Origin of the sequence: Brevibacillus sp. B_LB10_24 (genome assembly GCF_046036945.1) — a bacterium.
GTDB lineage: Bacteria > Bacillota > Bacilli > Brevibacillales > Brevibacillaceae > Brevibacillus_C.
The window spans coordinates 26,085-52,122 of sequence record NZ_JBJQOQ010000036.1 but is presented as its reverse complement, the minus strand read 5'-3'; the positions used below and the strand labels follow the sequence as shown (position 1 = coordinate 52,122).

Below are 26,038 nucleotides of genomic sequence, written 5' to 3'. Positions count from 1 at the left end.
CGAGAATAAGGGAGAAAGACTCAAATTTTAAGGGGTTAAACCGGTAGACCGTTAGTTCACGGGTCCACACTTCAGATAACCCCTTGGCTGAGGTTAAAGCTTTGTATATTTCTGTAGCGGGTACATGAATCGTTTGCAGTTGCTCGATATTTGCCATGAATTACGAAGCCTCCTTTTTTGTATGTATCTAAATGAATAAATTATATCACTGAGAGGCAACAAAGATTTATTACAGATTGCGATTAAACAGATTCAAAAAAATAACTGATATATGGTGTGGCCAACATTCCCTTCAAGGTAATGGCGGGAGAGCGCTTCGCTGGCAGCGAAGAGGTCAGCGGTTCTGTCCCGCTGGCAAAAGGTACGAGCATTGACACGCAATCCGTTGCGAGCCAATCTTCCTCCTGGGGTGGAGGTTTTATAGATTTTCTCTTAACGCTCTTTTGCTGTCGGTAAAAATACCGAGAATGCCGTACCTTTTACAGCTTCGCTGCGCACTTCGATCCAGCCTTTGTGTACGGCAATGTTTTGCTGCGCGATTGCCAGGCCAAGACCTGTACCGCCGTTCGGACGACTTCTTGAATGATCGGCCCTGTAAAACCGGTTGAATATATAGGGCAGATCTTCCTGTGGAATGCCCACTCCGTTATCCTCAATTACAATCCGGACAACTTCATCCTGCCGGTCGGGACTGTACATCCGTTCCACATAAAGCTGTACTTGCCCCCCCTCGTTCGTATAATGAATCGCATTAATTAAAATATTGTAAAGCGCGTGAAGAATACGGGATTTCTCGACCGAGACCTCGATCACATCCTCTGAAGCATGCATGGATAAGCCGATATGCTTATCCTCGGCCAAAAACTGCGTTTTCTCGATCAGCACGCTGACCATCTCGACTATATTCTCAGCTGTTGGACGGAGCTCCGTGCCGCCGGCCTCCAGCTTGGATAGATCAAGCACGTCATGAACCAGCCGGGATAGCCGTAACACTTCGTCGAGCAGAGACGATAGCTTTTCTTGGGTAAGCGGGACATCTCTTTCCTGAGCAAGCTCTATCTCGCCCTGTATAACCATGAGAGGGGTTTTCAATTCATGCGCAACATCGGATAATAGCTGCTTACGGGATTGTTCTGCGCTGGCAAGGCTGTGATTCATCTCCTGAAGCGCTCTTGAGATCGCTCCGAACTCGTCCTTCCTGTGGACAGGGAAAGGCACGTTTGCATCTCCTTGCCTGATCCCATGGATTCCTGCAACAATTTTGCGTACCGGACGGGTCATCCCCCAGGATAGCAGGAAGATGATGCCCAGAGCGGCAACAGCAGTCAGCAGTAGGGAGACGAGAAGAGTATTCGGAAGAATGTTATACCACATGTTCTTAAATTCATAGGTTTTGTACTGGCTGTCGTTCATAACAAAAAGGCGGCCGATCTTCCGATCATGATCATGTAACGAGATATGAAAACCATCGGCCTGCATGCTTTTGATGTCCAGCTGTCCTTGCTGGTACAATACTTGGCCATCCACTACTAAGACGATCTCGGCAAAGCCGTGGCTATGTTCAAATTGTTCATCATGGACGCCTTCCCAGGAATCATCGTGATCCGCATAATATTGTTCAAATTCCTCTTGCAGCAATTGAAAGGCGGCTCTGTCATTATAATACGCAAGATCACGGACAATAAAAAACTGGATATGCGTGACTGCGAGCAGACTGAGCAGGATGAATACGATCAGAATGATCATCGACAGCATCAGCTTCGTTCTAATTTTCATGTTTCGTTCCGAAGCGATACCCGAACCCGTATACCGTCTGGATGTATACAGGCTGATCGATATTGTCCTCGATCTTTTTACGCAGCTTGCTAATGTGTGAATCCACCGTCCGTTCGTCAATGACGAATTCTTCTTCAAAAGCGTGCTGAAGCAGCTGCATTCGGCTGTATACCCGGCCAGGCTTCGCCGCCAGCATATGAAGGAGCTTGAATTCGGTCGGGGTTAGCCGTAGCTCCTGATCTCTTCTATAGGCTTGCAAGCTCTCCTCGTAAATCGTCAAATCGCCTCGGCGGAGCACATTGCTCTGTTCGCCGATGTTACTTCTGTTCATTCTCCGCAATAAGGATCGGATACGAGCGGAAAGCTCTCTTAGGCTGAAAGGCTTTGTTAAGTAATCGTCCGCGCCCATCTCTAGGCCGACGATTTTGTCCGTTTCCTCCGTTTTGGCCGTTACCATAATAATTCCCGGCTCTCCGATTTGCCGGAAGTAACGGCACACATCCAGACCGTTCATTTGCGGCAGCATCCAATCCAGAATGACGATATCCGGCTTGTGCTCCTTAAATCGACTGACCGCGGTTTCCCCATCCCTGGCGGTAACAATATCGTAGCCCTCCGTCTGAAGGAAATCTTCCATCAACGACAATATTTTCTCCTCATCTTCGATGATTAGAACTTTGATCCCCATTTTTGCCCCTCGCTCATTTTTCCGTTTTTCGTGTTCCCGGTTTAACTGCATTTTATTATACAACAACTTGATACGACGAACGGTAGCATCACAACCTCTCAAAAATGTCTCCACAAGTTCGCAACATTCTGGTGTTAGCATGATTTTAAGCCTGTTACAAACACGATATAGGAGGATTAGATCAATGCGCTACAGATTATCTTTGAAAAAGAAGCAATTGTTGATTACGATTCATGTCATTTCGATAATAAGTTGGTTCGGCGGCGTTTTTTGTATGTTTATGCTCGGGTTGTATATGCTGAACTCGGATAATGGAGAGCAGCTTTATTACACCCTTGAAAACATGCATTTGGTCGATGTCGTCTTGATTCGCTATACCGCGCTTGTCGCCTTGTTATCAGGTCTCGCGCTGTCACTGTGGACCAACTGGGGACTATTTAATTATTACTGGATTGTAGCCAAACTCGTCTTGACGATACTTTTAATTTTACTCGGAATCGCATATATGAGCCCATGGTTATCTCAGCTCCTTCGCGAAGCGGACCAGGGAAGGTCTCTTGCCCTGGTTAATGCAGCATTCCTCGATAAAAGCTATTCCCTACTCGGAGGCGCTATCGCAAACATCATCGCGCTTGCTTTTATGACGGCGATCTCTTATTTCAAACCATTCGGCAAAATCAAACCAAAGCTTAACAAATCCAAATCATAGCGCGAAAGGGTTTTTGAGTTGTTCCACAATTTTTCCAATATGATTTTGACATTCCTAATGGCGATTATATGGTCTATTGCCGGATTATTGATTACGATGCTTCCTTATGCGAAAAATAACCGGCGCCTAAGGCTCTGGAGAATGGTTCTGATGGGGATCATCTACATCGCTCTCACAATCGCAGGGTTATGGGGAGCTCTGCTCAGCTTTGGTTTTATTCAAAATGACTGGCTACTCATTGAAGGGACCATCAAGGGAATGGTTCCCGTCACGCTAATCGGTTATATGCCAGTCGTTGTTTTCACATTGTCACGGGCAAGGCGTCTAGGCGAATCAAATCAAGAACCATTATCGTCAGTGACGTTGGCCAAGACAATGGACCCCCTGCTGATTATTCCGGTCTATGCAGCTGCATTCGCTTCCGGCATAAATGCTGTCAGCAATATTTTCGCGCAAGCGGTTATGCCGAGTTTATTTGAAATCGTGCAAAGACCTGTTCTGTTGCTGCTTATTCTGGTCGTACCCGCTTTCTTCATCCTGAGAAGATATCTTGTGGTCTTACGAAGGGGGTTCATCCTGCATCCATTTTGGAAAAGGTTGATTAAGTTCGCTGTGATGACCGCTATAACGGCAATTGCTACGGTCGTAGTCATTGTTGTTAATGTCTTGTTGGCAGCGGATTTATCCAAATTGCCGGAAGCCTCCGATATGATGAACCATCATCTGATTGATGAAGGGGGCGGAACGCCTACGAGGATGTCAGCCTATCAGATGTGCGGTCAATCCAATCCTTCCAATTGGACTGAAGTGGCTGCTTTGACGGGAGATATCTCCGATCCGGCAGATGTCACGTTCGAGCTCGTCGCGCAGAGGAGGGAAATAACACTTGCTTCCGGCGCGAAGATCGATACCTGGACCTACAATGGAGAAATCGCCCCCGAGCTTCGCGTGCGATATGGAGATATGGTGGAAGTGAAGCTGCTCAACAAGGATATCGACAAAGGCGTGACGATTCATTGGCATGGCTATAATGTGCCGAACTCGATGGACGGCGTGCCGGGAATGACCCAGAATGTCGTCAAACCAGGGCAGTTTTTTACGTATAAATTTCGGGCGATGCAGAAAGGAACCTATTGGTTTCACTCTCATCAGCAAGCTGCAGAGCAAGTGAGGAAGGGGCTCTTCGGATCGTTCATTGTCGAGCCAAGAAGCGGCTGGAAAGACGAGTACGATGAACAATTTACGATTATCAATCATAATTGGGAAACTGATCAAGGAAAGACGATGGCCTTCGGAACCGAGGATCAAATGCAATTCAAGCAAGTGGAGCCTGGAAAAAGGGTAAACTTGAAAATTATCAACACGCATAACCTCTCGCAAAAATACCTTCTGCAAGGGTTCGATTATCAAATTACAAGCATTGACGGCGTGCGGATTCAGGATCCGGACCTATTGTCCGATGACACTGCATTCAGGCTCGCATCTGGCGGAAGATATGACATCGTCTTTAGGATGCGATCTTCGCAGTGGCCGGCTCGCGAATCGGAGGATATGGAACGGATCGTAGGGGAACTTACTGAACTTTGCTCGTCAGTCTGCTTTTTCACGCAGTGGCATTGACGGTGATTTCGTTCGCGGCAACGACATTCGTAGGGGCATTAATTATTTCTGCATTTTGGGTCGGATCTGCCACCATGACTATGCCGGCACAGCAATATTATCTTATCTCTCTTTCACCTGAGTCATCTGGACTATCGCTGGGGATGAATAATTCCATATTTCAGCTCGGAATGGCTGTTGGTGCGGGGGTAGGCGGATGGGTGGTAAACCAAACCTCGGTTATGAATTTGGGATGGGTTGGAGCCATGAGTATCCTACTCGGGATGATTGCTGTATTTTATTCATTTTCCATTAATAAACAGATGAAAATGGAGGTTAGATAAAGCTTTATAAAACTAGAGGGGAGGGAGAAGTTGAGGACGAAATAGGGACGTGCGCTATGGGCGTCCCTATTTCATTAATGAGATCTCTAAATTCCCTTTTTACTAGTAATGACAGAAACAATGTTCTTCCGCAGTTCAGACGGATTTTGGGCCTGATACGGATCGGTATCAAAAAGAATCGCGTCCGCGAGAAAACCTTCGGCAATTTGCCCTAATTCGTTGCCATTTCCCAGAATCTCAGCAGCACCTTGCGTAGCAGATTGCCAAGCTTCTGCGCGAGTCAAGCCGTAATCAATCAACGTATCCAGTTCTTGAAGGTTGTAGCCATGCAACGCAGGTGTGGCATAATCCGTACCGAATCCAATGCGGACTCCCGCTCTTTTGGCATAATGAATGGCTTTTGAGTGGGCTTCGGCGGCACGGGCAGCTCGATCGCAAATGACCTCGTTCAGAGCCAATACGCCTTTCGGATCTGAAGCAATGCGATAAATCGATGTTGTAGGCACAAGCGCTATTCCAGATTGTGCAAGTTTGCCAGCCTGATCCTCAGTCAGGAACATGCCGTGTTCAATCGTTTCAACACCGGCTTTGATGGACCAGTCTACCGTCACCCCGCCCCATGTATGAACCATGACCTTTTTATGGTGAGCTTTCGCATGGCGAACAATGAAAGAGAACTCTTCCTCCGAAAAAGTCGGGTCAAGCACTTTCTCCGCAGGTGCTCCAAGACCGCCTGTTGCCATGATTTTGATCCAGTCTGCCCCTGTATCAAAGATTTCTGCCATTCGTTGTTCAAGATGCAAAACACCTCGGGCATCCGCTGCGCCAAGCATAAAGCTGCTGGTTTGTACCCGTAAAGGATGTTGATAGTGCGAAACTAGATGCTGCACGGTGCTTGGCAGAAGCCCGCCAGCATCGCGCGCCGTTGTTACACCAGTCCGCAGTGTTGCTTCAAAAGCTTGCGCCTGCATAATTTCGATCTCGCGGCTGTCGCGTTTTATTTGATCGGCATGGTCAAAGTCTGTCCAGGCCAGATGCGTATGAAGATCAATAACCCCAGGACTTATCCATATATCTTTGCCTGGTTGAGATGGCTGATCCGGATGCGGTTCCGTTTCAACAATCGATACAAATCGACCATCCTGAATCGCGATATCGAAGCGTTTCCCTTCAATACCTGCGATAAAAATACGATGGAATGTTTGTTGTTGTGGATGTTCATTTATCATGTTCATTCTCCCAAATCAGTTGAACTGCCTGTAAGGCGAGATCGGGGTCTTTCTTCAATAATTGGGCGAGTGTCGAGATGGCTTCCTCCACGCTTTGCTGGTTAGCGTCCGCTCCAAAATGGTTGATTCGCAGAAGTTGACCAAATAAATCCCCGTCTCCGGGAGCTACGATTCCAATAGGCTGATCGATATGCAAATTCTGCTCCCCAGCTATCCGAACGGTCGTAGTCAGCGTGGAAAAGTGCCTGCTATCCTTCTGCCAAGGATCAAGACCCAAGGCTTTGATGCCGGCCACGGTCGAGGCTGCAGCCAATTCATGACGCTTGATCACCTGCTCCAAACCTTCTTCCTCGATTCGGTTTAATGCCTGGATCAGGGCTCTGGCCTCCAGCGTTGGAATGTTGTAGGGAACCCGTAGCGGCTCAGCGCCATTGCGCGATGGTTTCAGATCGAGCAAGGACAGAATGGAATTACGCGGCGCATATTCATTGGACGAAAGGAATTCCCAACCGCGTGGTGAAATGCTTACCGCGCTGACGCCATTAGGCCCGGCCAGCGCTTTTTGCGCGCCAATAATGGCAAAATCCACTCCCCACTCATCAATCAGCAGGGCCTCGCCTCCGACAGCGGAAACAGAGTCCGTCACCGTAATGATGTTAAAGTCGCGTGCAATCCTGCATATTTCTTTGGCGGGATTCGAACCGCCTGTAACCACTTCAGCCTGAACGAAGGATACGGCGCATGGGTTAAACCGTTCAATCGCTTCAGCGATCTCCTCTGCTGTAACTACTTCATCAAAAGGGACCTTCACTTCAACAACCGTCGCTCCGCTGCGTTCAAGCCATTTTCCAAATAAAGTTCCATAGGGGCCCGTCACCACATTTACAAAGGTGCGGCCAGGCGCAGCTATCCCTGCAGCCACCGCCTCAATTCCCAAGATCGCTTCTCCCGGGATAATGACCGGGGGATGTTGTGTAGACAAGAGTCTGGAGAGCAACTGTGTAAGCGTATCGAACTCAGACAGAGAAAGTGGCACAAATCCTTTATACTCACGGTTCATAAAGACCTCCTATTGTACTTGGTTTCGGCATTTTCGGAACTGCGGACAGCAGCTCGTAGCTGTACGCCGTTGCAGGGCGAGTGAAGAACTGGTCTTTGGGACTATGCTCAACAAGTTTCCCCTGCTGCATGACCGCTACCGTATCACAAATGGCATGGATGACCCCCAGATCATGGGAGATAAACAGCATGGTAAGATTGAGTTCGGATGTAAGTGTGTGTAACAGTTCGAGCACACTGAGCTGTACGGAAACATCCAATGCGCTCGTCGGTTCATCCGCGATCAGAATGTTCGGCTCAACGCTCAATGCACGTGCGATCGCGATCCGTTGACGCTGACCGCCAGAGAATTCGTGAGGGAATCGATCCAAGGCGCTTGCTTCCAGGTGAACGAGATTCAAAAGCTCTTTGCATCTTTTCTCGACCTGATTGCGTTCCACAATGTTATGAAACAACAGTGCTTCGGAAAGAATCTGCCTGATGGAATGCCTGGGATTCAACGATGCGTCTGGATTTTGAAAAATCATTTGAATCATTTTGCGCTGTTCACGGCTTCGCTTCTTTTTTAATTCTTGTGTACCCAGCAGTAGCTGCCCCTCATCGGGAGCGATCAACCCGGCTATGACCCGTGACAGAGTGGATTTGCCCGATCCAGACTCACCGACAAGGCCAAGAGTGGTATGGGGTTGCAGATTCAGATTGATGCGGTCGAGCGCAGTAAACTCGCCGTAGCGAACGGTTACATCTTTCACTTGCAAGGCTAATTCCATGAATGTCCATTCCCTTCAAGCTCCGGCAGAGGAAGCACCGAATCAATCAGCATCTGTGTGTAAGGATTCGTCGGCTTTTGTAAAAGTCGAAGGGTATTGCCTTCCTCCACAATCTGCCCCGCTTTCATCACACACAGCTTTGAGCATAAAGAAGCTGCAATAGCAAGATTATGCGTAACAAATACCATGGCAAAACCAAGTTCATGCTGCAGACGAGTGATCGTCTCTATAATTTGCCGTTGAACGGTTACGTCCAGCGCTGTTGTCGGCTCATCACAGAGCAAAATACCCGGCTTGCACGCCAAGGCCATGGCGATGACTACCCGTTGACACTGACCTCCCGAAAGCTGGCTCGGATACCGGTCCGATTTCTGTAAAGAATCCGGGAGCCCGAGCATTTCGAGCAATTCCAGCGCGATGATACGCGAAGCCTTTCGACCTACTCTTTGTCTGTAATAAACAACTTCCGATAGCTGCTTGACGACCGGACAGAGCGGATCCAGCGCCCCTCTTGGGTCTTGAAAAACCATCGCGCTGCTTGCTCCTTTCTTAACGGTTCCTCCAATCTGTTTAATACCATGTGGAAGCAGTCCCAGAATCGCACGCAGCGTAAGGGATTTTCCGGAACCCGATTCGCCTACTAATCCGAGACTCTCTCCCTTGCCGAGTGAAAAGCTAACATGATCAACTAATTTTGCATTTGACTTGCTTGCCAGCGATAGTGCCTCTACTTCCAAAATAGGGCTTGTAGAAATCATTTTTTCCTCCATATGTCTGCCAAACCGTCACCCACAAGAGACAAAGCAATCCCCACATACACCACTGCAAATCCCGGGACTGCCGAAAGCCACCAAGCTGTCGTGATGAAGGGTTGCCCATCCGAAATCATTGTCCCCCAGTCCGGCGTTGGCGGAGTAATGCCGATGCCCAGATAACCAAGCGTAACAATGACCACTAGCAGCCCAACCATATCTGTCATAAGCACGACAACCGCTTGAGGCAGCACATTAGGCAGGATGTGGCGCAGGATAATTCTTGGTCCAGACAGCCCTAATGTCTCGGCTGAAGCTACCCATTCCTGTTTGCGAAACGTGGCGCTCAGACCTTTGACGACACGGGCAAAAACAATCCAGCCTACCAGCATGAACGTGATATAAATGCCCCTTTGGCCTGCTCCGCTGGCAAAGGCCACGATAATCACGATCAGATAAAAAGGAAAAGCGATTAACGTATCCGTGAGCAGAGTAATGACCGTATCGATCCATTTTCCGTAATAGCCCGCAAGCATTCCCAAAAATACTCCGGTGCAGAATGGGACAATTTCAGCCAATACCATGATTGTCAAATCGGTTCTTGCAGCATAGATCAATCTCGTAAATAAATCACGTCCCAGTTGATCTGTTCCCAGCCAATGTTCGGCGGAAGGGGGCTGTAAAAAGGCGCTCAAATTCTGCTCCGAGGGTTGGTACGGACTCATAAACGGAATGAACACAGCCAAGATGATCAGCACTGCAAGCATGATGCAGCCGGCCAATAAAGAAGGGGTATTCCAGATTCGTTTTACGATGTTTGTCTTCTGGCTCGCCTCATACAATAAGGGTTCGATTGTTATAGGTTTCATGGGTTTCCTTTCGTTCTGGGATCGAGCCATCTGGAAATGATCTCTGTCAGAAGGCTGATGATCACAACAGATAGCGCACAGTAAAGCGCAATTCCTTGTATAACGGGAAAATCCCGTTTCGAAATGGAAGTAAACAGCAAGCTGCCAATCCCTTTGATGCCAAATACCTGTTCGATAACCAGTGTGCCGCCGATCAAATAAGAAATGTTTACGCTAAGAAGCATGAGCGTGGGTAGCGCAGCGTTGCGCAGCACATGTTTAAACAGAATAATCCTGTTTGGTATTCCCGCAGCCTTCAATGTAACGACAAAGTCGGATTCCAACACTTCCAGCATCTGTGCTCGCAGAGACCGAACCAAAGTAGGAATCTGCGAAAAAGCAACGGTAACTGCCGGAAGCGTAAGACTGTACAAGGTTCCGAGCCACCCTTCGCCGACGCCCCCAACTGGAAACCAGCGAAGATGGACACTAAAAAGCAGAATGAGAAGTAAGCCAACCCAGAAAATGGGCATACCCAAAGTTATTGCAGGAAAAATACGTACAAGATGATCCAGCAGCTTATCCTTGTGCGTGGCTGCGAATGCAGCGAGCAGAATGGAAATGATAATCATCGCAACACAAGCCATCACAATGAGCAGCAAAGTAACGGGGGCGCGTTCGGCGATCAGCTCTCTTACAGAGGTTTCCGTAATAATGGAATTGCCGGTATCCCCTTGGGTAACCATCGTCTTCAGAAACTGGATGAATTGTTCCCATAAAGGGAGATCCAGCCCGAGAGTATGGTGCATACTCTCGATGGCCTCAGGCGTACTGTATTCTCCCAAAATCATTTTTGCGGGGTCCCCCGGCACGATTCGGATGATGAAAAAGACTGCTATCATTACGCAAAGGATGACTGCCAACGCTCTCACAAGAGCGATCAGCAGCCAATGAGATGATCCTTTTCTTCCTTTCGATTGATGTAACGTCGTGTTGGAGTTCATCATTTGCCAATGCGAACATCTTCAAAACGAATGCTGCCGTTAGGTAACACAACGATGCCATCGACTGAAGAGCGAATTCCTTTCAAAATTTCTGGGTAATACAGCGGAATGTAAGGCACTTCATCTGCCAGAGTTTGCAGCAGCGTTGAATAGATTTTCGCGCGTTCATTACCATCTGGTGTTTTTTGGCCTTCATAGAGAAGCTTGGTTACATCGTCATTCGTGTAATGCGTCCAATACGATTTACTGAAACCGTTTGGATCTGTTTGGAAAGCAATAATCGAGTTCGCTTCCGGAGAGTCGGCCTGACCGCTGTTTAGCATTGCCGAGAAATCATAGGCAAAGAAACGCTCACGGAACGTGGCCAGTTCAACCGATTCAATTTCAATCTTGATCCCGATCGCTTGACCTGCTGCCTGAATAATTTGCGCCTCTTGGGCTCTTGTGCTATTACCGGACGCTACAAGCAATTTTGTAGTGAACCCATTAGGGAACTTGGATTTGGCAAGCTCCTCCTTGGCCGCGGTTACATCAAAGTTCAGTGCCTTGATCGTATCATTTGCGTTATAAGGAATTGTTGTTGGCAGCAATGAATTTGCAGTCTGTGCATAGCCAAAGGTAAGCGCCTTGGTCAAGCCTTCACGATCAAGCGCCAGAGCCAGGGCACGGCGGACATGCACATCAGCAAAATGTTCATCCAGCGTATTGAAGAACAATTGCTCTGTTACCCAGCTACCGTTGGTCACGACTTTCGTTTCAGCGCCATTCTTGATCTCATTGGCATTTTGCAGAGCCAATGATTCAATTGCATTCACTTCTCCCGCCTTCAGTTGGTTGATGGCTTGGCTGTCGTCTTCAATCAGCTTGTAAACGAGCTTGTCAATAAATGGTTTTCCAGTTTGCCAATAGTTTGGGTTTTTGCTAAAAGTCAGATCTCCTGCAGGGTCCCACTTTTCAACAACGAAAGGCCCCGTACCTACAGGTTTCTTGAAAAATTCTTCTTCGGAAACTCCGCCAAAATTATTCGGAAGAATACCGTTGGAGAAGTTGGACAGCTCGGAGAGAAACGGTGTATATGGCTCTTTCAGCGTAATGACAAGCGTTTTGTTATCCTTCGCTTTAACGCTATCTACCTTTGCCGCTATCGCCAGCGGGCCGCCAACCTTCAAATGTCGATTCAACGAGAATACGGCATCCTCCGCAGTAACATCAGTACCGTTCGAAAATTTCAAGCCGTCACGCAACTCAAACGTATACGTCAAGCCGTCCTCACTTATGCTATGTGACTTGGCGAGCCAGTCCACAATCTTGCCTTTGCTATCAAAAGCAACCAAAGATTCAAATACTTTGTCAATCGCAAAAGCATTGTTTGCCGTAATTTGATTATGCAAGTCAAATGAGGTGACGGAAGCCGGACGTCCATAGACGAAAGTGCCTCCCGCTGCAGGCTCCTCTTTATTTGCACCCTCATTTGCGGCTTGGTTCGCACTTTGCGAAACGCCGTTATTTTGATCAGGAGCATTCTTTGCTCCAGAGCATCCTGCACTCAGCACCAGTAACAAGACTGATAATGTCCCGATCCAAATCGCCCTTCGCAAAGATCCATTGACCTGTGACATGATTAACCATTCCTTCCGGATAATTCATATATGTTTAGTATGGATTATATTGTAGTGCAAATGCCATCACCTGTCAAAAAATTTCGGAGGTTTTGGGTTGCCATTTATCGGATATTGCAAACGCAGGATTTGTTTTATTCTTTTTGGCAAGAAGTTACCTTATTCTTTTCACTCAGAAAATATATCCTTTTCATACCCTGCAATTTTTTATTTTGACAAAGGAGGTTGCCGACACATGTCATTGATCAAGGTAACGAACCTGACGTTTGCTTATGACGGCAGTTACGACAACATCTTTGAGAATGTAAGCTTTCAAATTGATACCGACTGGGTTCCCATTCCACGTTGAACGCAAAGAGAACAATACCGTCGACGTCGTCGCCGACATCTATCCGGACTATGAGCACTGGCAGCTTCTTCGCGAGCTTTCGCTGCTGAGGGTGTCGGAGGACGTGTTATAAGCGGTCTGCATCGTGAGTTGGCTTCGTCAGCAAGTTAATCGGGATTCAGACTTCCCGCTATGCTCCACCATTCACATAGGAGTTCCATTGCCAACGACATATAAAAAGTGGCTGAGAGAACAAGCGAATGGTGCATTTTTTGATAGGGGCAGTACCTTACGATTATTCTCTTTAGATAAGATCGACGGAGAACCGTTTTCCGTACTTTCCCAAACGGAGTACTTCCGCAACATGGAGCACTGTGAACTGAAGGAGTTAGTGGTATTCGGTTGTAATGGAGTCGATGGAGAAAAATATTCAACGTGCGCGGCGCATTTTAAAAAAATAAAATTAAATATTGAAATAATTCCCAATAAACAGTAATATTATGGTACTAAGAGTACTGAAAAAACTAATTTAGTACTTAAGGTTCGAAGGGGTGGTATATATTGCAAGAGGAAAAGACGAAAGAGAAAATAGTTAGCTTCGCTGCAAAGCAATTTTTGACGATCGGTTTTTCGAAGGTTTCTACCGACCAAATCGCGTATGAACTTGGCATGAGCAAATCAACTTTGTACAAATATTTCCCGAAAAAGGAAGCGTTGCTTCATGAGGTCGTTTCAAACTTCTATCGAGAGCAGCTTGATGATATCGAGCGGATCATAAATAACACCGAACTCGATTTTTTACAAAAAGTCAACCAGTTTATTTTTGTAGTAGGGAAGCGGCTAGGTACGGTGAAAAAATCCGCGGTCCTGGATATGAAACGAACAGCTCCTGAAGCTTATGAGCTTCTCATGGATTTCCGTAAAAATCTTATATTGAGGAAGCTGAGTGAACTTTTTCAACAGGGTGTGCAAGATCACGTATTTCGCAAGGATATGGATCAGACATTCGTGGTGAACGTAATACTCGCCGCTATCGAGAGTTTGACTGACCCCGATTATTTATTGACCTCCGGAAATACGTACGAAAGCGTGTTTCAGAATGTGCTGACCCTTGTTCTAGAAGGGAACTTAATCAGAGAAAGGGACGATGATGAATGAAAAATCTAGAAACCGACGTCTGCATTGTGGGGGGCGGTCCCGCTGGAATGCTTCTAGGTCTACTGCTGGCCAAACAAAATATTCGGGTCCATGTCCTGGAGCGACAAAAAAACTTTGAACGCGAATATCGCGGGGAAATATTGCAGCCTCGTTTTCTACAAATGCTGGAACAACTTGGTCTCAAAGAGTACATCGAGCAATTTCCGCATGAAAAACTAAAGGAGGGCGCTTTTTATGTCCATGACCGCCGCATAGGGACCATTAACTTCCAGAACATCCATGCCAGCAGCCCCTACGCCATTTCAATGCCACAGCCGATCCTGCTGCAAGCTTTGTATGAAAAAGCAGTCACTTTTCCCTCGTTTGAAATGTCGTTTCATTCCAGTGTAAATAATCTGATTGTTGACGACGGTATTGTCAAAGGCGTGACCGTTAAAAGAGGGGGAGAAGATGTCGAAATTCGCGCTAAAATTACGGTTGGAGCAGACGGAAGGTTCTCCACTTTACGTCGATTAACTGACTTTGAAATCGAGTATGAGCAATACAATATGGACCTAATCTGGTTTACAATAGATCATCCGGAGCATTGGGAACGTATGCTGCGTTTTCAAATCTCGAACGGCCCAACCTGCATCATGGGTTCGAAATACGGGAATCAATTACAGGTGGGAATTGCTTTCAAGAAGGAAGAATGGGAAATGAGCAAGCAGAAAGGGATAGAAGATTTTAAGCGAACGATCGTTAATATCCATCCATACTTCCAAGAGTTTGTCTCCTCTTTAAAAGATTTTAGACCGTTTACTCCCCTCCAATCGAAGCTTTTTATGGTAAAACAATGGGCGAAAGACGGATGCCTCCTCATTGGCGATGCCGCGCATTGCTCAACTCCGATCGGTGCGGTGGGCGTCTCTCTCTCCTGCGCAACAGCGGTCATTGCTGCGGATGTGATCGTTCGAGCGATGAGAGAAAATAATTTTTCCGCTGAAATGCTTAACCAGGTCCAAGTGATACGCGAACCGGAGATCAGGAGGATTCATGCGTTTCAAATGAAGATTGAAAAAGTGATGGTGGATTCGCCTATATTGAGAAGGGTCAGGCCGATAGCAATCACGATGCTGGCTAAAACCCCGCTGTTTGGTAATATTCAAAAGCGAATGCTTCTTATGCCGACACCTCTGCCGATTGATCCTATATTATCGTTCTAAACAAAATGAACAGGCTTGCAAGGGCGGCCGGCTGCCTTTCATAGAAGGGATTGACATCCTCCCCCGCCTACGCTTCGCTTAGAGGCGGGGGAAACGAGAGGGTGCCCCCATAGATCGACGCGATAGCTTTCACTTCGGACACAACCTTCGCCCGTAATTCCTCCGGTGCCAGAACTTCAACAAGAGGTCCGTAGCTGAGAATGATTTCGCAGGCGGATTCCAGCGTCTCGAACTCGATGTCCAGCTCCAACCATCCGCTCCCTTCCGATGCTTCCAGGCTGCGCATAATTTTGGCATACCGCTCTTGTCCAATGCGGGAACGCAACTTCTCATTGATCCTCAACCGAGCTGGATAACGGGGCAGATTCTTCTTGAACCGGTCCGTAGATTGCTCCCAATACCTTTCCAGATCGAAGCCGACCGGCCGCTCGAACGTTTCTTCCAACATGCGGGCGTTAATAAGGCGCGAAATGCGGTACGTGCGCATGTCTCCGCCCGATTCAGCGACCAAATACCAGACGTTTCTCTTAGCGACGATGCCAAGCGGATGGATAATCCGTTCTACGATCTCTTCTTCCTTGCGGTACTGCATGTACAGCTTCCGCTCTTCCCAGACAGCTTCCTGGACGGTCGATAAATGCGCGAACGATTCCTGCGACTGGTGCCAACCGACCCCGTCAATAAGAATCCGCTGCCGCACTAATTCGGCATTCTTCCTTATTGTCGTAGGAGATGCTGCCAACAATTTTTGAAAGGCGGTTTCAAAATCGTCCTTAATGCCAAGGTCGTCCAGCAAATTGGACGGATTGGAGAGCAGCAGAGAAAAAATTTCCTCCGTCTTCATCCCTGTCAAATTGGTCCGATAACCTTCCGATAAAGCCCACCCGCCTCCAGAGCCACGCTCGGCGTAGACGGGTATGCCCGCCGCGCTTAATGCCTCCATATCGCGAAAGATGGTTCGCTCCGATACCTCCAGCTTTTCCGCTAGCTCCCGCGACGTCATTCTTCCATGGTTTTGCAGCAATAACAGAATGGAAAGCAGCCGATCCGCTCTCAGGTTGATCCCTCCTTACTGAATCGATAACGCAGATATTTTTCATTGTACTACAGTAATATGACAGCTGTTGTCATATTACATTTGCTACACTGCGATTGCAGTAATAAAACCGTAAAAGAAAAGGAGACGATCCGCTTGAGCGAAAAACAAAGAAACATCGTACGATACTTTCCGATATTGCGGGGAGGGTGCATCCCATTTCATTACGGACTCCGCTCACAGGCAGGTGAGAAAATATGAAGGATATCATTGAAATACGGGGCGCCCGCGAGAACAATTTGAAAAATATCTCTCTGGGCATCCCCAAATATAAGCTCATTGTGTTAACGGGGGTTTCCGGTTCCGGCAAATCGTCGATCGCCATGCATACACTGCAAAAAGAATGCCAGAGACAATACATGGAATCGATGGGGATGGTCACCGATTATTTAAACAAGCCTAACGTCGACTCCATAACCGGATTGTCTCCTTCCATCAGCATCGGGCAGCATAATAACAATCGCAATCCGCGGTCCACCGTCGGTACCGTGACCGAGATTTATACTTACCTTCGGGTGCTGTTCGCACGCCTTGGCGAACGCCCCTGCCCTTCCTGCGGGCGGCAGGTGAAGCCGGTTTTTGAACGGCAGATCAGCCTGTCGTCTCCCGATAAGGAAAGCGATCGGTTATTGGAGGAAGAAAGTGATGAAGACCGTATCGTTGAGTGCCCTTACTGTCGGCACAAGCTTCCCGAACTGACGATGGCTCATTTTTCCTTCAATAAAGCGCAGGGGGCCTGCCAATCTTGCGGGGGACTGGGATTTACAAGCCGGATGAAACAGCAGGCGATTTTCGATGAAGAGCTGAGCATCGCTCAAGGCGGAGTCAAAGCATGGGATACAGACTTCATACTCCCGTACTATATGGACTCTCTGCAATCGGCGGCGGCTCACTACGGCTTCGAATTTGACGTCAATATCCCGATCAAAGACTTTAACGAAGTGCAGCGCACGCTTTTATTTTACGGCGTTTTCAGCGAGCCCTTTCAGGCGATGTTCCCGGGAAAAAAGCCACCGAAAACAGTCGGAAAGGGCAAATTCGAAGGGATCATCACCGCATTTCAGAAAAGATACCATGAAGCCCTGAACGATGAAGAAAGTCGCAAAAAGTGGACTGCTTATTTCGCCACGCAGACATGCGAAGAATGCCAAGGCACACGACTGAAGAAAGAAAGCCGTGCGGTTACGCTTGACGGCGTATCGATCGTAGAGGTTAGCGACTACGCTCTTGATGAGCTGTGGGATTGGCTGCAGCGGCTGCAGTCGAAACTCAGCGAAGAAGCGAATGTGATCCTTCAACCTATTCTTCAGGATTTAACAGAACGGATCCGGCGGTATCTCGATATCGGTCTTTCCTACTTGACGCTGTCCCGGCCCGCGGTTTCCCTGTCAGGGGGAGAAGCGCAGCGGCTGCGGATCGCCTCCTTGCTCGGATCGGGGTTAACCGGGGTACTGTACATTCTGGATGAGCCGACGACCGGGCTGCATCCGAGGGATTCGCACAAGCTGCTGGCAGCGCTGAAGCGTCTTCGGGATTTGGGCAATACCGTGCTGCTCATCGAACACGATATCGATGTGATGGAACAGGCCGACTACATCATCGATATCGGGCCGAAAGCAGGCAAGGACGGCGGCTATGTCGTAGGAGCGGGGTCGCCCCGGGAGCTGCAGCGCACCCCTTCATCCGTTACAGGACCATATTTGTTTTCGCAAACACCCTATCGCGGCGCTCCCAGGCGAACGGGTGGCGACCAATCTCTTGTGGTTAGGAATGCGTCGGAGCATAATTTGAAAAATGTGACCGTGTCCATTCCGCTGCATCGGTTCGTTGCGATTACCGGTGTTTCCGGTTCGGGGAAATCCACCTTTTTATTCGATGTGGTGGAACAAGCGATCCAGCAGGGGCACTCGGATGGGCGCGTTAGCGGAATGGAGCATATAAGCAAATTGATCACGGTTCACCAAGAACCTGTCGGCAAAATCTCCCGCTCGAATATCGCGACCTACACGGATTTGTTCACGATGATCCGCGCCCTCTACGCCGGGCTGCCGGATGCCAAACGGCGGAAACTGACGGCCAAGCATTTTTCGTTCAACACGGCCGGGGGCCGATGCGAGAAATGCAAAGGTCTTGGTGCGCTACAGATGGACATGCATTTTCTGCCCGATGTCGAAGTGAAATGTCCTGCCTGTAACGGCAAAAGGTTCAAGAAAGACGTTCTTGAAGTGAAATATCAAGGATACAGCATCTCCGACGTGTTGGATTTGACCGTAGAGGAATGCCTTCCGCTATTTAGGGAACAGAAGGAAATTAGGAGCAAGCTGGAGCTGCTTATCGAAGTGGGCCTCCATTATATAAAACTCGGTCAGCCTACAAGCACATTATCCGGCGGAGAAGCGCAGAGGATGAAATTGTCCAGAGAGCTCGGGAAGAACGGGGGCAGCCACACGCTGTTTTTACTGGATGAACCGACGACAGGGCTGCATCCGGCGGATGTTGAACGGCTCATCGCTTTTCTGAACAAGCTGATTGACCAAGGGCATACAGTCATTGTGATCGAGCATCATCTGGATGTCATATGCGCTGCCGATTGGATCATCGACTTCGGGCCAGAAGGCGGCAAATCGGGTGGAAACGTTATAGCGCAAGGGACGCCTGAAGAGCTGCAGCATATCGAGTCGTCTTACACCGGACAGTACCTGAGAGAGCGTCTGTCGCCCGGACATTGATCCATCAGGGAAGAAGCTCCCTGTTTTGTAAGGCGTGCCGTTGCCGCACTAGCTGGAGCTCGCTCTTTTAGTCATCTATATCGTTTTTTCTCGGTGTTGAACGAAACGGTATGTAATGTTTCCACGCCGAAAATCGCCGAACAGTTCGGGTTGCTGTGCAGTTCCTACCGTGCGTTCATCGGGCGGAAGCGCATCTCTACAGCAACCTGCTGCTCGTTTTCGCATGCCTTGTAGGCCTCAGCGGTCTCATCTACGTGTGCACCGTCGGGCGAAAGCGAAAAGCAGAGCTCGTGAAACGGGTTGGCAGGGTTAGGCTCCATAGCAAAACGCCACTACGAGAACCGTGAACGTAGTGGCGTTTATTCATGAGCGAACGGTTCCTCCCCCAGTTAGCACCCTCCCTGCTCGATGGCAGCCGGTTTAACTGATCCCCGCCGACCGCGCCTGTCATTCCTCCTCCCGGATCGTCCCTTTCGTGAACCCCGACCTCCAAGTCGGAAAAAGAGGGGTCCACCCGTACTCGTTCCGCGCTTTGGCATTCGACGCGCCGCGTTCCCATCCGCTTTTTCCCGGTTGGTATTCCGGAATGGGGGCTTGCAGGGCTTCGGAGTAGACCGGCAGCCACTCTGTACCTGCGGCGGGCTCGTCATCGACGATGTTGACCGGGCCGTTTGGCCAATCGAGCGCCAGCAAGGCTGCGTTCGCGGCATCCTCAACGTGAAGGAATGAGGTGACACCGTCTGTCGCCGGCAATTGGCGATTCCGCGCTTTGTCCGCCATCATGCCGTCGGCACCGTACCAGGTGCCGGGACCGTAGAACATGCCGTACCGGAGAATGACGTGATGCGGAATTTCGGCAACCGCCTTCTCCAAGGCGACGACGCCGTTAATGGTCTGTTTTCTCGGCATGGGGGCCTCGACGTCCAACGGAACCTCTTCCGTCGCAGGATGATTGCCGGATTCGTATGCCCATGCGATGCTTTGCGCGATCATTCGCCGAACGCCGGCGGCATGGGCCGCATCGACCAAATTCCGGGTTCCCTCGATTCGGATCCTCGCGTTCTCTTCGACGTTCCATTGACTTAGAGAAGTCAGCTGATGAATGATGACGTCCGGCCGAATGTCCTCGACAGCCGCACGCACCTCGTCTCGATCGAATACATCGACGATCATCGCCTCGGCGCCTAACGCACGGATCAGCGGCTTGCGCTCCGCGGCATGGGTCATCCCCACGACTTCGTGACCGGCATGTACGAGCTTGGGCAGCAGCAAACGGCCGACCACGCCCGTGGAACCTGCAACGAAAATTTTCATCTTGTCCACATCCCATCTTTCGCTCTTTCTCATAACAATCTTTCGTCGTTTCCCAACAACGCATATTGACATTTCCATGCTAGCAAAATAAATTGGAATCGATTAGGTCCACTTTTTTGTCATTATGACCATACCAATTTCAATCGAAGGGATGGCATACCATGATCAACCGTTCTTTTCCTGAAGCAGCCGATACGAAAACGAAACAAATTTACGACTTACTGCGGGAACGGATTTTACAAAATCGATATACAGCCGGGGATCGGCTCCCCTCAACCAGAGATCTGGCAAGCGAATTCGGCGTGTCGCGCTCTATCATCGTGGAAGTGTACGAGCAGCTCATCGCCGAAGGATATTTGGAAGGCCGTCAAGGCTCCGGAACTTATGTTGCGGATCTGGGACAAGAAAGGCCCTTCCAGGTTCAACTCGATGAAACGGTTGAATCCGGCGATTTAGCCGAGCTTCCGAAAAATCCGGCACGTTTCCATGGTATTGATTTTCGCCCGAGCTTTCCTGCCCTGGAGCACATCCCGTACAAAAAGTGGAAAGAAACCGCGCTCTCCATATTCGATCGCTTGCATACAGCGGATTATGGATACGAGGAAGATCCTGCGGGGAATGGAGAGCTTCGCGCGAACATATGCCGTTTCTTGCTTCAGACCAAGGGGATCCGTTGTTCCCCTCGGCAAGTGGTGGTCACTGCCGGAGCAACCCAAGCCATCGACCTGTTATGCCGGCTTTTGTTGAAGCCTGGCGACGCGGTCGCGACGGAGGATCCTACGGCACCCTTCATTTATCAAATCTTTGCGTCGACCGGCGCCGAGATCCTACCGGTTCCCGTCGATGAACACGGTTTACGAGTTGAAGCACTGCCGACGGCACCGATACCGAAATGCGTCTTCGTCACGCCATCACATCAATTTCCGCTCGGCAGCATTCTCTCTATCGGACGGCGTATCCAACTCCTGGAATTCGCCCGGCAAACCGGCTGCTATTTGATCGAAGACGATTACGACAGCGAATTTCGCTATGCGGGTATGCCGGTTCGCGCCTTGAGAGAACTGGACTCGGAACGCGTGATCTATGTCGGAACGTTCAGCAAAAACTTGTTCCCTTCACTGCGGCTCGGTTATATGGTCGTACCGCAGGATTTGCTTGCTCCGCTCCTTCGTTTGAAGCAGCTGACGGATATTCACTGCCCTACCTTGCCGCAGATCACGCTCGCGAGATTCATCGCGGATCGGCACTTGGAACGCCATATCGCCCGTATGAAACGCATCTATAGCAGAAAAAGAAAACGTCTCATCGACTCCCTGAACGCAACGTTCGGCGGTGGGGTGAAAATAACGGGCGATGCTGCGGGCTTGCATTTGATCGCGGAATTTTCCGATCGCAAGTTCGATTCCTTGGCGGCCGAGCAGCTCGAGCGGCGGAACATCAAAATATACCCGGCAGAGAGATACGCCATCGTCAAAGGAAAGCAAGAAAACCGGCTCGTCATGGGGTTTGGCAATGCAGCGGAATCGCAAATCGACAAGGGGATCATGGCAATGGCGGACCTGCGAAATGCATGGATTTGATCGCTAGTAAAGTCCGCGAGTTTGGTCTAGCAAAGATGACGCCGCCCAACAAGCGGGCGGCGTCACATGCCACGATTTTTGGCTTGGTCAATTTCCTAGAAATGCTTTTTGCAATTCCGCAATGTTGAACTTTTTCATCGTCAAGAACGCCTTCGTGACGCGATCGCGTTGTTCCGGCGTGGACTTGGTCATCATCTCGTCCAGTGCAGCGGGGGAGATCTGCCACGAGACGCCGTATTTGTCCTTTAGCCAGCCACACTGCTCGGCTTCGCGCACGGCGGAAAGATTTTCCCAATAGTAGTCAATTTCCTCCTGCGTCTCACAATTGATCAACAGGGAAATCGCCTCGTTGAAGCTGAACGGATGTTCCAGCGCGCTGTCCATTGCCGCAAACCAGGTTTTCTCCAAAAGAAAGTCGGTGAACATAACCGTCCCTTCTTTGTTCGGCTCTTGGTCGGGGCCATACCGGAACAGGGCGCCAGGTTTGGCATTCCGGAAAATGGAAAGATAGAACTCGCGTGCCTCTTCTGCCTTGCCGCAGTTGTTGCCCACGAACATCAAGGAGGGGACAATTGCGGGCCGCGGCTCTCCATCCGGATTCGTCAGAAGGAGCTGCCACGAGACACCGTACTTGTCCTGGATCCAGCCATACCGTTCACTAAACGGGTACTTGTCAAGCGGCATAAGCACGGTGCCGCCTTCGGACAACTGATTCCACACTTTGTCTAAATGAACTGCCGCGCCCTTTTCCCGGGACGGATCGAAATGAACGATAAACGAGATGGAAGGATTGAACGTAAAGAACGGCCCCGCAGAAATAGCCATGAACGGATGTCCCCAGACGTTGAACGAAACGACATCGCAATCACCTGATGGCGTATTGTGCAAGGTGGCCGTACTCTTGATTTCGGAATCCGGGAATACAGAGCAATAGAACTCCGCGGCTTCTTTCGCCTCTTTGTCGAACCATAAGTGCGGGGTGATAGGTTGGATGCTTTTGACATCGCTCATGATATTCTCCTCCTCTTTAAGAGAGTCTAACATTTCCTAAAATTCTAACATAAAGATTGATTTTACGTTTCTTTCCGATTGCTTTCTTGATGGAATACGCAGAAAAACAAGAAGCCCCTGCCTCTTAGATGGCGGGAGCATTACCTGAATAACATATCTTCAAATTGTATAGCGGTCTCTTTGATAACGTCAGGTAAAACATGGAGACACGTGTCAAGTGTACCCCGGATCCCCGTTAAATTCGCTCAGCCATTTTCCTCAAGCGTCCTGCAATGGGCAGTACAATAATACCGGCAATTACGACCTGAAGAACGTTTCCGGGGATGGAGCCGAATGGCTGTATCCAGTTGCTGTAAAGGATCACTTCAGCAAAGTAGTAGCCGACGATTTTTATAATCAGGGCAACGACAATTGCCAGTGCGTTTACAAGGACTCTATTGCCAGGTACTTTTTCGGATATGAGGCCGGCTAGAAAGCCCATCGTACCTACGATGATGAATGTAAACGGCGCCCAAGCTGTCCAACCGGAGATAACATCGAACAGACCCATGCCGAAAGCGCCCGCTATGGCTCCGGTTCTTCTGCCGAACACAAAGGCTGCGATAAAAAGAGGTACGTTGCCGAGATGGATGAGGCCACCGTTACCCATTATAGGGAGCCTGATGTTGATGAACATGGTAGCTACAAGGGTAAGCGCGATGAACAGGGCATTGATGACTAAGGTTTTTGTTCTGCTTCTCGGGGAAAATGTTGAATCCATATGATTGCCTCTTTCTATTTTTTTAATTACTATCATACTCGTAATCAGATGCTTGTTAAATATCTGATGAGTATTTATTTAGCGCAGATACATCATTTTAGTGATAACAAGGCGCTCTATCCCTTTATGGTGGCGAAAATCATTGGTTTCATGCTTTGCATCGATGATTGCCAAATTGTATCGAAGCAAATCCTGGTATATAATAGGGTATTGATTGATGAATCACTAACCTGAAAAGGAGCGGCAATCCGATGGCGAAATCCGAGACGACTTCAGTCAATCGCAAAACGGAAATTATATCTGCGGCCATTGAGGTGTTTGCAGAGATTGGATACTACAGGGCAACGACGGCACAAGTCGCGAAGCGGGCCGAAATATCGCAGCCATATATCTTTCGTTTTTTCTCTACAAAAGAAGCCTTGTTGCTCGCGGCGCTGGAGGTATCGTGGACACGTGTGATCGATTCCTTCCGCAAAGTTGTGGAGTCCGCGTCGCCAGAGAAGCTGGAGACTGACTTGATCCGGGCCTATGACGATATCTTGAACTCCTACCGCAATGAAATACTGCTTCAAATGCAGGCGCAGACGATCCAGGAAGACTCGATCCGGGAAGCGATGCGCAATGGATTCGGGGAAGTTCGCCGTATGGTTTTGGACGCTTTTCGCGCAGCCGGCATTTCGAATCCGGAGGAACGGACGATGCTGTTCCTGGCACGGGGGATGCTGTGCAACATTTCAACAGCGTTGAACATGCCCGAATTGATGGAAATATGAAGGGGGGAGAGGTGTTAAAAAGTTGTGATTGACTGATCAATTACAACATAATACATTCTCTTTAAGTTAGTGATTGATCAATCACAATTATAAAATGAGGTGATTCCAATGGAAAAAGCGATTGTCATAGGAGCAACTGGCGGTACGGGCGCTGCGATAACGGAAGAGCTGTCGAAGCGCGGGATACGCACGGTGGCCTTCGGAAGATCTGTTCGGAAGCTGGAGCAGCTGAGGGACAGGTTGGGCAATCCGGAGCATGTAACGATTGCAGCAGGGGACGCTTTCCGTCCGAGTGACATCGTCAGGGCGGCGGAAGGGGCGGATGTCCTGTTCCATTGTGCCAACGTGCCGTATCACGAGATGGAGCGCAAGCTGATTCCTCTAGGCGAATCCGTGATGGAAGCTGCCGACCGGCTGGGCCTGAAGGTAGTCGCAATCGACGGTATTTATCCCTATGGAAGAAGGCAGATGGACCGTGTGACCGAGGAGCATCCGAAGCAGCCGCATACCCGAAAAGGGAAGACAAGGCTCGCTTTCGAAAAAATGCTGTTTGACAGCCGGTGGGGCCAGGCCAAGGTCATGATCGTCCGCTTGCCGGATTATTACGGTCCCACGGCGAACGAAGCTTCTTATCTGGGCTCGACGCTCGAAGCAATCGCAGCCGGCAAGATGGCATTTTTTATCGGAAATATGCGGGTCGCCCGGGAGTTTGTTTATTTGCCGGACGCGGCGTTCATGATTGCAGAGCTGGCTATCAGGGACGATACCTATGGGGAGAATTGGAATATACCGGGTGCAGGTCTGATATCAGGCAGGGAGATCGTGCGAATCGCCCGGCAGGCAAGCGGCAGCGCCAAACCGGTCATTCCACTGGGAAGAGTCGGCCTGTCCTTGCTCGGCATGGTCGCGCCGGTAATGAAGGAGGTTGTGGAGATGCTCTACTTGACAGAAGAGCCGCTTATCTTGAGCGGGGAAAAATACGAGAGGCGGGTCGGTCCGGTGCGGGCGACATCCTTTGAAGAGGGGATTGCGAATACGATTCGTTCGTTGCAGGGCAGAAATACGTCTCTTTTAAAGTAATTGATTAATCACTAACTGTTCATCTCCAATTGACAGCACATGCCAAGAGGGATAGCCGTCAGATTCCGTTCGTTCGTCATTCAGGGTGTCGGATAAAAAGCTCGATGCGCTCGAAAGGCAGAAGAAACGCTGAAGCCCTCCGAGCGCTGCGAGATTATCTGCCAGACCATTCGGGTAAGAGGGTGAACTGGAAATTAACTTTTTTCATGAAATCTTGGTTTGATAAGAGCGAGCAATAGCAATGTATGAATACTTTCAAATCGTAATCTTCTCCTTCCAGTCTGTCTGGTAATCATACATCCACCCGAGCGAGTCCTTGTTGGCCTGTTTTAGAAACTTCGGCAGCATCAAATCGCGGAAAAATACCTGGACCGGATTGGTGGCATGCTTGCGTTGGCCGATACTCCGGGAATACTTCACAATCCGTTCTACCCTGTCGCGGCGTAATTTTTGAAACATGGAAAATGCCTGCTCCATATTCGGCAGGTCCCGCATGCACTTCACCAGCATCATTGCATCCTCAAGCGCTAAGGAAGCGCCCTGGCCGGCGTTGGGCGATGTCGCATGTACAGCGTCTCCGACCAAAACAACCGAATTTTTTATTGAC

25 protein-coding genes and 1 pseudogene are annotated in these 26,038 nt (G+C 49.3%); 11 read left to right on the top strand and 15 right to left on the bottom strand.

Annotation, left to right across the window (positions count from 1 at the left end; genetic code table 11):
* Positions 1-432 precede the first annotated feature (432 nt).
* Together ACI7RC_RS23395 and ACI7RC_RS23390 are read right to left on the bottom strand one after the other, a co-directional pair.
* The gene (locus ACI7RC_RS23395) at positions 433-1,746 is read right to left on the bottom strand and encodes a sensor histidine kinase (RefSeq protein ID WP_408110594.1); all 1,314 of its coding nucleotides are present in this window, start codon (positions 1,744-1,746) and stop codon (positions 433-435) included.
* 19 nt (positions 1,747-1,765) lie between these two features.
* Positions 1,766-2,464, bottom strand: coding sequence for a response regulator transcription factor (locus tag ACI7RC_RS23390; protein ID WP_408110593.1), 699 nt, complete (start codon positions 2,462-2,464; stop codon positions 1,766-1,768).
* A gap of 184 nt (positions 2,465-2,648) precedes the next feature.
* Here ACI7RC_RS23390 and ACI7RC_RS23385 point away from each other — a divergent pair, with 184 nt between their 5' ends.
* The 3 genes from ACI7RC_RS23385 (at position 2,649) to ACI7RC_RS23375 (ending at position 5,116) form a co-directional block, all read left to right on the top strand.
* Positions 2,649-3,173: a HemJ family protein gene (locus tag ACI7RC_RS23385; protein WP_408110592.1), complete on the top strand. Its 525-nt coding sequence runs from the start codon at positions 2,649-2,651 to the stop codon at positions 3,171-3,173.
* 150 nt (positions 3,174-3,323) lie between these two features.
* A complete protein-coding gene (locus ACI7RC_RS23380; protein ID WP_408110591.1) occupies positions 3,324-4,793 on the top strand; it encodes a multicopper oxidase family protein in 1,470 nt (489 codons plus the stop codon).
* Complete coding sequence (locus tag ACI7RC_RS23375) at positions 4,757-5,116, top strand: MFS transporter (RefSeq protein ID WP_408110590.1); 360 nt, start codon at positions 4,757-4,759, stop codon at positions 5,114-5,116. Before ACI7RC_RS23380 ends, ACI7RC_RS23375 begins: the two co-directional genes overlap by 37 nt.
* Positions 5,117-5,202: 86 nt before the next feature.
* Here the strand turns inward: ACI7RC_RS23375 and ACI7RC_RS23370 are convergent, their stop codons facing one another.
* Genes ACI7RC_RS23370 through ACI7RC_RS23340 form a run of 7 tightly spaced genes read right to left on the bottom strand, consistent with a single transcriptional unit; the run spans position 5,203 to position 12,397 of the window.
* A complete protein-coding gene (locus tag ACI7RC_RS23370; protein WP_408110589.1) occupies positions 5,203-6,345 on the bottom strand; it encodes an amidohydrolase family protein in 1,143 nt (380 codons plus the stop codon).
* On the bottom strand, positions 6,335-7,405 hold the full coding sequence (locus ACI7RC_RS23365) for a pyridoxal-phosphate-dependent aminotransferase family protein (RefSeq protein ID WP_408110588.1): 1,071 nt from the start codon (positions 7,403-7,405) through the stop codon (positions 6,335-6,337). The genes ACI7RC_RS23370 and ACI7RC_RS23365 overlap by 11 nt, the downstream gene beginning before the upstream one ends.
* Positions 7,395-8,174 carry an ABC transporter ATP-binding protein gene (locus ACI7RC_RS23360; protein ID WP_408110587.1) on the bottom strand — a complete coding sequence of 260 codons (780 nt, stop codon included), beginning with the start codon at positions 8,172-8,174 and terminating at the stop codon, positions 7,395-7,397. Before ACI7RC_RS23360 ends, ACI7RC_RS23365 begins: the two co-directional genes overlap by 11 nt.
* A complete protein-coding gene (locus tag ACI7RC_RS23355) occupies positions 8,165-8,932 on the bottom strand; it encodes an ABC transporter ATP-binding protein (protein WP_408110586.1) in 768 nt (255 codons plus the stop codon). The genes ACI7RC_RS23360 and ACI7RC_RS23355 overlap by 10 nt, the downstream gene beginning before the upstream one ends.
* Positions 8,929-9,795, bottom strand: a complete 867-nt coding sequence (locus tag ACI7RC_RS23350) for an ABC transporter permease (protein WP_408110585.1) — start codon at positions 9,793-9,795, stop codon at positions 8,929-8,931. Before ACI7RC_RS23350 ends, ACI7RC_RS23355 begins: the two co-directional genes overlap by 4 nt.
* Entirely contained in the window at positions 9,792-10,778 is a 987-nt protein-coding gene (locus ACI7RC_RS23345; protein ID WP_408110599.1) for an ABC transporter permease, read from the bottom strand. Before ACI7RC_RS23345 ends, ACI7RC_RS23350 begins: the two co-directional genes overlap by 4 nt.
* Positions 10,778-12,397, bottom strand: coding sequence for an ABC transporter substrate-binding protein (locus ACI7RC_RS23340; protein ID WP_408110584.1), 1,620 nt, complete (start codon positions 12,395-12,397; stop codon positions 10,778-10,780). The genes ACI7RC_RS23345 and ACI7RC_RS23340 overlap by 1 nt, the downstream gene beginning before the upstream one ends.
* Before the next feature lie 235 nt (positions 12,398-12,632).
* Here ACI7RC_RS23340 and ACI7RC_RS23335 point away from each other — a divergent pair.
* The 4 genes and pseudogenes from ACI7RC_RS23335 to ACI7RC_RS23320 form a co-directional block, all read left to right on the top strand.
* A pseudogene (locus tag ACI7RC_RS23335) lies at positions 12,633-12,855 on the top strand (Lsa family ABC-F type ribosomal protection protein); the annotation flags it as partial.
* 15 nt (positions 12,856-12,870) lie between these two features.
* Entirely contained in the window at positions 12,871-13,221 is a 351-nt protein-coding gene (locus tag ACI7RC_RS23330; protein WP_408110583.1) for an SMI1/KNR4 family protein, read from the top strand.
* Positions 13,222-13,286: 65 nt separating this feature from the next.
* The gene (locus ACI7RC_RS23325) at positions 13,287-13,883 is read left to right on the top strand and encodes a TetR/AcrR family transcriptional regulator (RefSeq protein ID WP_408110582.1); all 597 of its coding nucleotides are present in this window, start codon (positions 13,287-13,289) and stop codon (positions 13,881-13,883) included.
* Entirely contained in the window at positions 13,880-15,088 is a 1,209-nt protein-coding gene (locus tag ACI7RC_RS23320; RefSeq protein ID WP_408110581.1) for an FAD-dependent monooxygenase, read from the top strand. Before ACI7RC_RS23325 ends, ACI7RC_RS23320 begins: the two co-directional genes overlap by 4 nt.
* Before the next feature lie 67 nt (positions 15,089-15,155).
* Here ACI7RC_RS23320 and ACI7RC_RS23315 read toward each other — a convergent pair whose 3' ends face one another.
* The gene (locus tag ACI7RC_RS23315) at positions 15,156-16,145 is read right to left on the bottom strand and encodes a helix-turn-helix transcriptional regulator (protein WP_408110598.1); all 990 of its coding nucleotides are present in this window, start codon (positions 16,143-16,145) and stop codon (positions 15,156-15,158) included.
* Positions 16,146-16,381: 236 nt separating this feature from the next.
* Between ACI7RC_RS23315 and uvrA the strand changes: the two genes are divergently transcribed.
* Positions 16,382-18,913, top strand: coding sequence for an excinuclease ABC subunit UvrA (gene uvrA / locus ACI7RC_RS23310; RefSeq protein WP_408110580.1), 2,532 nt, complete (start codon positions 16,382-16,384; stop codon positions 18,911-18,913).
* Positions 18,914-19,077: 164 nt separating this feature from the next.
* Here uvrA and ACI7RC_RS23305 read toward each other — a convergent pair whose 3' ends face one another.
* Together ACI7RC_RS23305 and ACI7RC_RS23300 are read right to left on the bottom strand one after the other, a co-directional pair.
* Entirely contained in the window at positions 19,078-19,233 is a 156-nt protein-coding gene (locus ACI7RC_RS23305) for a hypothetical protein (protein WP_408110579.1), read from the bottom strand.
* A 127-nt stretch (positions 19,234-19,360) separates the two neighbouring features.
* Positions 19,361-20,227 carry an NAD-dependent epimerase/dehydratase family protein gene (locus ACI7RC_RS23300; RefSeq protein WP_408110578.1) on the bottom strand — a complete coding sequence of 289 codons (867 nt, stop codon included), beginning with the start codon at positions 20,225-20,227 and terminating at the stop codon, positions 19,361-19,363.
* A 161-nt stretch (positions 20,228-20,388) separates the two neighbouring features.
* Here ACI7RC_RS23300 and pdxR point away from each other — a divergent pair, with 161 nt between their 5' ends.
* Complete coding sequence (gene pdxR, locus ACI7RC_RS23295) at positions 20,389-21,807, top strand: MocR-like pyridoxine biosynthesis transcription factor PdxR (RefSeq protein ID WP_408110577.1); 1,419 nt, start codon at positions 20,389-20,391, stop codon at positions 21,805-21,807.
* An 87-nt stretch (positions 21,808-21,894) separates the two neighbouring features.
* Here the strand turns inward: pdxR and ACI7RC_RS23290 are convergent, their stop codons facing one another.
* Together ACI7RC_RS23290 and ACI7RC_RS23285 are read right to left on the bottom strand one after the other, a co-directional pair.
* A complete protein-coding gene (locus ACI7RC_RS23290) occupies positions 21,895-22,818 on the bottom strand; it encodes a VOC family protein (RefSeq protein ID WP_408110576.1) in 924 nt (307 codons plus the stop codon).
* Positions 22,819-23,053: 235 nt separating this feature from the next.
* Positions 23,054-23,578 (bottom strand): ECF transporter S component, encoded by a 525-nt coding sequence (locus tag ACI7RC_RS23285; protein ID WP_408110575.1) that lies wholly within the window; start codon positions 23,576-23,578, stop codon positions 23,054-23,056.
* Between the two features lie 251 nt (positions 23,579-23,829).
* Between ACI7RC_RS23285 and ACI7RC_RS23280 the strand changes: the two genes are divergently transcribed.
* Entirely contained in the window at positions 23,830-24,351 is a 522-nt protein-coding gene (locus ACI7RC_RS23280; RefSeq protein ID WP_408110574.1) for a TetR/AcrR family transcriptional regulator, read from the top strand.
* A gap of 108 nt (positions 24,352-24,459) precedes the next feature.
* Positions 24,460-25,431, top strand: coding sequence for an SDR family NAD(P)-dependent oxidoreductase (locus ACI7RC_RS23275; RefSeq protein WP_408110573.1), 972 nt, complete (start codon positions 24,460-24,462; stop codon positions 25,429-25,431).
* A gap of 255 nt (positions 25,432-25,686) precedes the next feature.
* Here the strand turns inward: ACI7RC_RS23275 and ACI7RC_RS23270 are convergent, their stop codons facing one another.
* On the bottom strand, positions 25,687-26,034 hold the full coding sequence (locus tag ACI7RC_RS23270; RefSeq protein WP_408110597.1) for an FAD-dependent monooxygenase: 348 nt from the start codon (positions 26,032-26,034) through the stop codon (positions 25,687-25,689).
* Between the last annotated feature and the right edge of the window lie 4 nt (positions 26,035-26,038).

Excerpts from the sequence above, each read along its gene's own strand:
- ACI7RC_RS23285 (WP_408110575.1), bottom strand. The coding sequence starts at position 23,578 with ATGGATTCAACATTTTCCCCGAGAAGCAGAACAAAAACCTTAGTCATC.
- ACI7RC_RS23385 (WP_408110592.1), top strand. The coding sequence starts at position 2,649 with ATGCGCTACAGATTATCTTTGAAAAAGAAGCAATTGTTGATTACGATT.
- pdxR (WP_408110577.1), top strand. The coding sequence starts at position 20,389 with ATGATCAACCGTTCTTTTCCTGAAGCAGCCGATACGAAAACGAAACAA.
- ACI7RC_RS23305 (WP_408110579.1), bottom strand. The coding sequence starts at position 19,233 with ATGGAGCCTAACCCTGCCAACCCGTTTCACGAGCTCTGCTTTTCGCTT.
- ACI7RC_RS23280 (WP_408110574.1), top strand. The coding sequence starts at position 23,830 with ATGGCGAAATCCGAGACGACTTCAGTCAATCGCAAAACGGAAATTATA.
- ACI7RC_RS23320 (WP_408110581.1), top strand. The coding sequence starts at position 13,880 with ATGAAAAATCTAGAAACCGACGTCTGCATTGTGGGGGGCGGTCCCGCT.
- ACI7RC_RS23340 (WP_408110584.1), bottom strand. The coding sequence starts at position 12,397 with ATGTCACAGGTCAATGGATCTTTGCGAAGGGCGATTTGGATCGGGACA.
- ACI7RC_RS23360 (WP_408110587.1), bottom strand. The coding sequence starts at position 8,174 with ATGGAATTAGCCTTGCAAGTGAAAGATGTAACCGTTCGCTACGGCGAG.
- ACI7RC_RS23365 (WP_408110588.1), bottom strand. The coding sequence starts at position 7,405 with ATGAACCGTGAGTATAAAGGATTTGTGCCACTTTCTCTGTCTGAGTTC.
- ACI7RC_RS23345 (WP_408110599.1), bottom strand. The coding sequence starts at position 10,778 with ATGAACTCCAACACGACGTTACATCAATCGAAAGGAAGAAAAGGATCA.
- ACI7RC_RS23370 (WP_408110589.1), bottom strand. The coding sequence starts at position 6,345 with ATGATAAATGAACATCCACAACAACAAACATTCCATCGTATTTTTATC.
- ACI7RC_RS23290 (WP_408110576.1), bottom strand. The coding sequence starts at position 22,818 with ATGAGCGATGTCAAAAGCATCCAACCTATCACCCCGCACTTATGGTTC.
- uvrA (WP_408110580.1), top strand. The coding sequence starts at position 16,382 with ATGAAGGATATCATTGAAATACGGGGCGCCCGCGAGAACAATTTGAAA.
- ACI7RC_RS23395 (WP_408110594.1), bottom strand. The coding sequence starts at position 1,746 with ATGATCATTCTGATCGTATTCATCCTGCTCAGTCTGCTCGCAGTCACG.
- ACI7RC_RS23275 (WP_408110573.1), top strand. The coding sequence starts at position 24,460 with ATGGAAAAAGCGATTGTCATAGGAGCAACTGGCGGTACGGGCGCTGCG.
- ACI7RC_RS23390 (WP_408110593.1), bottom strand. The coding sequence starts at position 2,464 with ATGGGGATCAAAGTTCTAATCATCGAAGATGAGGAGAAAATATTGTCG.
- ACI7RC_RS23350 (WP_408110585.1), bottom strand. The coding sequence starts at position 9,795 with ATGAAACCTATAACAATCGAACCCTTATTGTATGAGGCGAGCCAGAAG.
- ACI7RC_RS23355 (WP_408110586.1), bottom strand. The coding sequence starts at position 8,932 with ATGATTTCTACAAGCCCTATTTTGGAAGTAGAGGCACTATCGCTGGCA.
- ACI7RC_RS23300 (WP_408110578.1), bottom strand. The coding sequence starts at position 20,227 with ATGAAAATTTTCGTTGCAGGTTCCACGGGCGTGGTCGGCCGTTTGCTG.
- ACI7RC_RS23380 (WP_408110591.1), top strand. The coding sequence starts at position 3,324 with ATGGGGATCATCTACATCGCTCTCACAATCGCAGGGTTATGGGGAGCT.